This is a genomic window from Thauera carbonicopians (assembly GCF_025699485.1).
GTDB lineage: Bacteria > Pseudomonadota > Gammaproteobacteria > Burkholderiales > Rhodocyclaceae > Thauera.
The window spans coordinates 1-1,043 of sequence record NZ_JANUXN010000046.1; the positions used below are offsets into that span (position 1 = coordinate 1).

Consider the following 1,043-nt stretch of genomic DNA (forward strand, 5'->3'; position numbering starts at 1 on the left):
GGCCAGCACGGCCCACAACTGCCGCGCGTGTTTGTTGGCAATGGCGACCAGGGTCTTGTGATACCCGACCCGTGCATTCAAGCCCACGATCTACTGTTGCAGCCGGGTGAGCGTCTCCGGACTGCTGCGTGCCTTGCGCAAGGTGGCCGCGAACACGCTGCGCGCGCCTTGTACGAGCAGACTTCGCAGGTAAGCATCGCCGCGGCGGGTGATGCGTCCCAGCTTCGGTTTGCCGCCGCTGGAGTACTGGCTCGGCGTGAGCCCCAGCCAGGCGGCAAACTGTCGGCCGTTCTTGAACATCCGTGCGTCACCGACGCTGGCGGTGACCGCATCGGCCGTCAGATTGCCAACGCTGGGCAATTCGCGCACCCGCCGGGCAGCCGCATCCTCGGCCTGCTGTGCGGCAATCTGCCGGTCACACTCGGTCAGGCGTTGATCGAGCGCATCGAGCTGATCGCGCACGCTCTGGATCAGATGACGCAGGATCATCGGCTGGGCGGTGTCGAACTCATGTTCGGCCAACCAGCAGCGCAGCCGCGTAGCCCCCGCTTCGATCACCAGACCGAACTCGGCGAGCACGCCACGAATACGGTTGAGCAGCGCCGTTCTCTCCTCGATCCAGCCCAGGCGCAGGCTGTGCCATGCCAATCGTTGTTGTTGGGCTTCGGTCTTGACCGGGATGAAGCGCATGCCCGGCGCGTGCAGCGCGGCCAGGATCGCCGCGGCATCGGCCCGGTCGTTCTTGACCGACTGGCGCTTGCGGTAAGCGCGCACGAAGTCAGCGGCCATCAGCCGCGGCTCGAGCCCCAGTGCCGCCATCGTACGGCCCCAGAAGTGTGCGCCGCTGCACGCTTCCATCGCGATGACCGTACCCGGCGCCAGCGTCGCCAGCCAAGCGACGAAGCCTGCACGGTTGAACTCGCGTGTCTCGATCATCCGCCCCGTGCCGTCGCCCACGCAGGCCACGAACACGTTCTTTGCCAGATCCACCCCGATCGTCGTAGCATTCATTTGGACTTCCCCTTTCGCGTCTTCAGATTGAA

1 pseudogene is annotated in these 1,043 nt (G+C 65.5%); it reads right to left on the minus strand.

Features of this window, described 5'->3' with window-relative positions:
- Positions 1-1,011, minus strand: a pseudogene (locus tag NX068_RS21070) (IS110 family RNA-guided transposase); the annotation flags it as partial.
- Positions 1,012-1,043: the final 32 nt, after the last annotated feature.